This is a genomic window from Brassicibacter mesophilus, from assembly GCF_050433385.1.
GTDB classification, from domain to species: Bacteria; Bacillota; Clostridia; order Tissierellales; family Proteiniboraceae; genus Brassicibacter; species Brassicibacter mesophilus.
The window spans coordinates 1-6,722 of sequence record NZ_JBNPXI010000044.1; the positions used below are offsets into that span (position 1 = coordinate 1).

A 6,722-nucleotide genomic window follows, 5' to 3' on the forward strand; every position below is an offset into this window, starting at 1 on the left:
CTCCTATCTTAATTTCTTTGTCGTTATTAATGATAGGTTAACATAATGTTTTGGGGTTTTTCTATTTGTAAATTTTAACTAGCACAACGGGTTAAGTTATAAATACTTCTCCCATCAAAAAAGGTTATAATCACCTTTGTACCCTTCTCTTCGGTAGATTCCAGCCTTATACTATGCCCTAGTTTGTCACATATATCTTTAGAAAGATAAAGACCCATTCCTGTTGACTCAAGATATTTTCTCCCATTTTGTCCAGTAAAGAAGGGATTAAATACTCTGTCAATATCTTCACTAGATACTCCAACACCGTTATCCTCTATAGAAAGTATAGCTTTACTGGCTTCTCTGTATAGACTAATCTTCACAGATTTATTTTCTATATTATTAACCTTAGTGTATTTTATGCTATTAGATATTATCTGGCTTATTATAAACTTTATCCACTTCTTATCGCTTTTAACTATTGTGTTTTCTTCTGAATCTATTTTAGGATAAATAGAATTTACAATAAAAGCATTCTTATTTTCATTTATAACTGCTCTTACTATTTCTAGTACATCTACTTCTTCCACCTTAAAGTCTAACTCAAAGTCATTTACTCGTAGCGTGTAAAGTGCCATTTCAAGTCCATGTGATAGCTTTTCAATTTCTTCCTCTATGCTTTGATAGCTCTTTCTAGTTTGTATATCTATGTCTTTATCCTTTTCATTTTCTAGCATAAGCTTTATTACAGATACAGGAGTCTTCATCTGATGAATCCATCTGCTTTTAAAATCCATTTGAGTCTTGTAGTTTTTTCTGTATTTTTCTAGTGTGTTTTGATAAAACATGTAGTTTCTAGATAGTAGGTACTTAAATATATCGTACTCCCTGCTTATGTTATCAGGAATATTAAAAATATAAGCAGAGCTATCCTCTTTATCTAGACCTTCATTAACAGCCTTATATATGTTTCTTTTTTTCAAGTAATCTATTGCCATAAAAGCAATTAATAGTACGGTAGATAGTAAAAAGGCATATACTATATTTTCAAATACAAGCTCTTCCTCTCTGATAATTAAGTCTAGCATCATTATTATAATAACCAGACAAATACTAATATAATAAAAAACAATATATAATAATCTATCTAATAAATAATCCTTTAACCTCATATAATCACCTAACTCCAAGTTTTAACCATAGAGTATCCTTGACCTCTTTTGGTCTCTATTGCATCATATATACCTATGTCTTCTAGTCTTTTTCTAAGCCTGCCGATATTTACTGATAACGTATTGTCATCAACAAAATCCATATCATCCCAAAGCTCTTCTAATAGCTTTTCTCTTGGAACTATATCATTTAGGTTTGTAATAAGAATATAGAGCAGTGAAAACTCCTTTTTACTCAGCTCTACTTTATTATTATTCCATTCCACTATATTTTGATTTACATACAGGTATACTCCATCTGCATCAAATACATCCTTGGTCTTATTTTCTGCATATTCTCCATAGGTTCTTCTCATTACCCCTTTAATTTTTGCTAGTAAAACGTCAAACGAAAATGGTTTAGTAATATAATCGTCGCCCCCATTCTCTATAGCCATAACCTGATCCATATCTGAAAATCTTGCAGATATAAATATGATCGGCACTTTTGATATTGTTCTTATTTCTCTACACCAAAAGAATCCATCATAATTTGGCAGATTTATGTCTAGCAAAACCAAATGAGGATCTTCTGTTAGAAAAATACTCTTTATATCAGAATAATCACTGATTATGGAAACAGTATAATTATATCTTTCTAGTTTATCTTTTACTAAACGTTGTATTTTTTCATCATCCTCTATAACTAATACCTTATACATGCTCTTCTCCTCTATATTTATAGTTAATTTTCAAATCTCTTTGTTAAATGCCTATATATCATTATATAATATTAATGATTAGAAAATAAACCCATATTTTTTGTATTAAAAAGCCGATTGCTACTTATTCGTAACAACCGGCTAGTATTTAAATCAGAAAATTATTCCTCAACTCATGCAGTAGTTTTATCTAGTTATTATAATAGAGACTGTCTGTAGGGTATTCAGAATCACTAGTTACATCTATGCCAAGCTTTATAAAAGTTTGCTCATCTCCTATACTTAATATTGTAGTAGAATGTGCTTGACACCCTTTCAGCATCGATAGTTTTTCCATTGCTACTTGTGCTGTAGGATTTGTGGCAGCGCATATACTAAGTGCAATCAATATTTCTTCACAGTCTAAAGCTGTTGTTTTGCTGCCAAGTGTCTTTTGCTTTAGATTAATAATCGGCTCAAGAATAACTGGAGAAATAAGATGAATTCCATCAGATATATTAGCATAGTGTTTAACAGCATTTAAAACTGCAGCAGCAGTTGCATGCATTACATCTGAGCTCTTACCAGTCAATATAGTGCCATCATTAAGTTCTATAGCTACAATAGGACATACTTCATTCTTATCAGACATTTCTCTTAATTTAGCAGAGTATTCTCTTGCAGGAAGAACAACCTTTCTATCTTCCTCTTTAAGATCTAACTCTTCCATGATAAGCTTGGCTCTTTGGAAGGTTTCTTTATCAACATAACCTTTTTTATACTCACACCCTGTTTTAAAATATCTTCTGATTATTTCTTGCTTAGATGCTTGTTTGATAACATCATCATCAATTATTCCAAATCCCACTCTGTTAACGCCCATATCTGTCGGAGATTTATAAATAGATTCTTCACCTGTTATTTTTTCTATAATTCTCTTAAGCACAGGAAATGTCTCAATATCACGATTATAGTTTACAGCTATCTCATTATAAGCATCAAAATGGAATGAGTCAATCATATTAACATCTTTTAAATCTACTGTTGCCGATTCATACGCTATATTTAACGGATGCTTTAAAGGAACATTCCATACTGGGAAGGTTTCAAACTTTGAATAGCCTGCTACGTTTCCACGTTTGTATTCATGATAAAGCTGACTAAGACAGGTTGCTAGTTTACCGCTTCCTGGTCCTGGAGCTGTAACGACTACAATAGGCTTTGAGGTTTCAATATACGGGTTTTTACCATATCCTTCGTCACTTACAATTGTATCTACGTCTATAGGATATCCTTTTGTCGCTTTGTGTTTATATACTTTAATTCCTCTACGTTCAAGCTTGTTTATAAATACGGTTGTTGCTGGTTGTCCGTCATACCTAGTTATTACAACGCTGTTTACGTCAAGCTCATATGCTCTTAAATCATCAATAAGTCTTAGAACATCCATATCGTATGTTATGCCGAAATCCCCTCTTATCTTGTTTCTCTCAATATCACCTGCGTACACGCAGATAACAACCTCGACTTTTTCTTTTAGTTTGTGAAGTAGCTTGATTTTTGCATTTTCATCAAATCCAGGCAGAACTCTTTTTGCATGAAGATCAAATAATAACTTCCCACCAAATTCAAGATACAGCTTGTCATAATTATTTACTCTTTCCAGAATATACTTTGACTGCTCTTCTAAGTATTTCTTGTGATCAAATCCTATTTTCATTTTTAACACCTCACTTTTTTTAAATCATCCTCGCCTATTTTATTATTACTTAATTAAACAATGATAATAATAAAACTTTATATTACAAACTTTTATTATTACATAACTTTGTTATAAAGTAAATATTAAAAAAATGGTAAAAAACGCCAATAAAATTCTCGCTAATATTTCCGACACATCCTACACTAAGGTATAAATTTATTGACTATATAGATATAACTAATGTAACATTGACACATCACTAGCTATAGTATATAATATGCTAAATTAATCCATACTAATTTAAAAGCAATGATGAGAAGAGTAGATAATTTATTTCTTTCACAGAGAACCCTTGACGGTGAAAATGGGTAAAGAAAATTTTATTGAAACAAGCCTCTGAGCTTCATATCGATCCTTTTTTAAAAGGGGAGACTATGACAGGAGTTCCTGTTACAGAGCTAGGGTATAAGTAGCATAAATGCTACCGTACTCGATAAGGTTAGCATGGTAACATGTTAACGAACTGGGGTGGCACCACGAAGATAAAACTCTCGTCCCCAAGACTAATAAGTCTTGGAGGTGAGAGTTTTTTTATTGTTGAAGTTTCATTATTATTATAATTTTAATAAAAAGGAGGATATGGAATGTGTCACCCATTAGAAAAAAATAATAATACTATTGTTACAAACTTTATGCATAAAATCGTTGAAGAGGATATTAATAATAACACCTTTAACAGAGATATATGTACTCGTTTCCCACCTGAACCGAATGGTCATCTTCACATTGGTAATGCATTTGCTATCAATGTTAGCTATAGTATTGCATCTAAATATAATGGAAACTTCAATTTGCGTTTTGATGATACTAACCCATTAAAGGAGGATATGGAGTACGTAAACTCTATAATCGAAGATATGAAGTGGCTTGGTTTTGACCCAAAGAATAGAATCTATTATGGTTCTGATTATTCAGATAAAATATATGAATTTGCTGTAAAACTAATTGAAAAAGGAAAAGCCTACGTATGCGATTTGAGTCCTGAAGAAATAAAAGAATATAGAGGTACACTAACTACATCTGGTAAAAATAGTCCTTATAGAAATAGAACTGTTGAAGAAAATCTTACTCTATTTGAAAAGATGAAAAATGGTGAACTCCCTGTTGCTTCAAAGGTTTTACGAGCAAAAATTGACATGTCATCGCCAAATATTAACCTTAGAGACCCTGTAATATATAGAATACAATTTGCTCGTCACTATAGAACTGAAGACAAGTGGTGCATCTATCCCATGTACGATTTTGCTCATCCACTACAAGATGCCATAGAAGGAATTACCCATTCGCTTTGTTCAATAGAATTTAAAAACCATAGACCTCTATATGAATGGTTCTTAAATGAATTAGACATAAAAGAGCCTCCGAAGCAAAGAGAATTTGGCAGACTAAACTTAACTGGTGTAATAACTAGTAAGAGATATTTAAGAGAACTAGTATTTGGTGGTTATGTAGACGGATGGGATGACCCAAGACTACCTACTATAAAGGGATTGCGCCGCAGAGGAATTACTACTAATAGTATAAAGGACTTTCTAACAGAAATAGGCGTACCAAAAAGTGAAAGTACTGCCGATATATCTATACTGGAACATAGTCTGCGTAAAGATTTAAAATCTAAGGTGAAATGTGTCATGGGAGTTTTAAATCCTTTAAAAGTTACTATTATTAACTATCCTGAAAATGAAACAGAATATTTAGAAATTGTAAATAATGCTGAAAATGAATCTCTCGGAACTAGGTTAATACCTTTCTCTAGAACCTTGTATATTGAGAAAGATGATTTTATGGAAAACCCAATTAAAGGTTTTCATAGACTATCCCCTGGCAAAGAAGTACGTTTAAAAGGTGCATACTTCATTAAATGCGAAAATGTTATAAAGGATAAATCTACAGGTGAAATAATAGAGCTAATATGCACCTATGATCCTGAGACTAAAAGTGGCTCTGGTTTTACTGGCAGAAAGGTCAAAGGTACTATTCATTGGGTATCGGCAAATCATGGAATTAAAGCAGATGTATGTCTTTATGACAAGTTAATATTAAATGAAGAGTTATTAAAAGACAAAACCTTATCTTGGGAAGAAAAAATAAATCCAAATTCATTAGTGAAGCTTCAAAATTGTATCTTAGAGCCTTCTTTAAAGAATGTACCTAAAGAAAGTAAATATCAGTTTATACGACATGGGTATTTCTGTGTAGATTCAAAACATACTACTGATAAAAAGCTAATATTTAACAGAACAGTATCGTTAAAGGATTCTTGGAGTAAGAAATAGCTTTTATGATATAATTACCTAGGGTGATAATTTTGAAAATACTTGTAGATGCTGATGGCTGTCCTGTTGTAAATTTAACTATACAGATAGCTAAAGAAAATAAAATTGATGTTACAATAGTAAAAAACTATGCTCATGAGCTCTATGATGATTATGCTACAATAGTAACAGTTGATATCTCTGCTGATAGTGCAGATTATTATATAGTAAATCATACTGAAAAAGATGATATAGTAGTGACTCAAGATTATGGCCTTGCAGCAATGGTTTTAGCAAAAGGCGGCATATGTATAAACCAAAATGGGTTTATTATCTCTAAAAATAACATTGATGAATTGTTAAGTCGTAGGCATATAAATAAAGAATTGCGTAGAAAACATAAAATTTATTCTAAGTTTAAAAAAAGAGACTCTAAAGCAGATATTCAATTTGAAAGCTCCCTAAAAGCTTTAATCAAATCACTACTAACACTACTAAAATAAGATATTAATTTTAAAATAATTTTTAAGTTTTAAAAAAACTAACAAGATAAAATACTATAAATAGTTCTTTAGTTCTAATTATTTAAAATAGATTGAATATATCTCACGCATTAAATATAATATCCTCTGTGACCTTTAATTGCACAATTTTTACACATAGTATTTGAAATGGTAGTGTTTCAAAAAACTGATGAAACCAATTATTTCAAATGCCTTAATATAATTCAGTTATAAATGAACAAGATTTTCTATAAATCTTGTTCAAAATATATTTATTAGGTAATTGCGAAACTCATGATTAAAAGAGGTGTAGAAAGAACCTATAGATGTAGAAGTGAATTTTTAAATGTAAACTAATGTGTTTTATG

General features: G+C 31.0%; 5 protein-coding genes and 1 other annotated feature. Of the genes, 2 read left to right on the forward strand and 3 right to left on the reverse strand.

What is annotated here, in order from left to right:
* Positions 1-74: 74 nt before the first annotated feature.
* From HNR33_RS22465 to HNR33_RS22475, 3 genes are all read right to left on the reverse strand, one after another.
* Positions 75-1,154, reverse strand: coding sequence for a sensor histidine kinase (locus HNR33_RS22465; protein WP_429088229.1), 1,080 nt, complete (start codon positions 1,152-1,154; stop codon positions 75-77).
* Between the two features lie 8 nt (positions 1,155-1,162).
* Entirely contained in the window at positions 1,163-1,855 is a 693-nt protein-coding gene (locus HNR33_RS22470) for a response regulator transcription factor (RefSeq protein ID WP_429088231.1), read from the reverse strand.
* A 190-nt stretch (positions 1,856-2,045) separates the two neighbouring features.
* Entirely contained in the window at positions 2,046-3,554 is a 1,509-nt protein-coding gene (locus HNR33_RS22475) for a DUF1846 domain-containing protein (protein ID WP_429088233.1), read from the reverse strand.
* A 282-nt stretch (positions 3,555-3,836) separates the two neighbouring features.
* Positions 3,837-4,098: a binding site (T-box leader), on the forward strand.
* A gap of 82 nt (positions 4,099-4,180) precedes the next feature.
* Here HNR33_RS22475 and HNR33_RS22480 point away from each other — a divergent pair.
* Both HNR33_RS22480 and HNR33_RS22485 read left to right on the forward strand, forming a co-directional pair.
* A complete protein-coding gene (locus tag HNR33_RS22480) occupies positions 4,181-5,872 on the forward strand; it encodes a glutamine--tRNA ligase/YqeY domain fusion protein (RefSeq protein WP_429088236.1) in 1,692 nt (563 codons plus the stop codon).
* A 32-nt stretch (positions 5,873-5,904) separates the two neighbouring features.
* Entirely contained in the window at positions 5,905-6,354 is a 450-nt protein-coding gene (locus tag HNR33_RS22485; protein ID WP_429088238.1) for a YaiI/YqxD family protein, read from the forward strand.
* Positions 6,355-6,722: the final 368 nt, after the last annotated feature.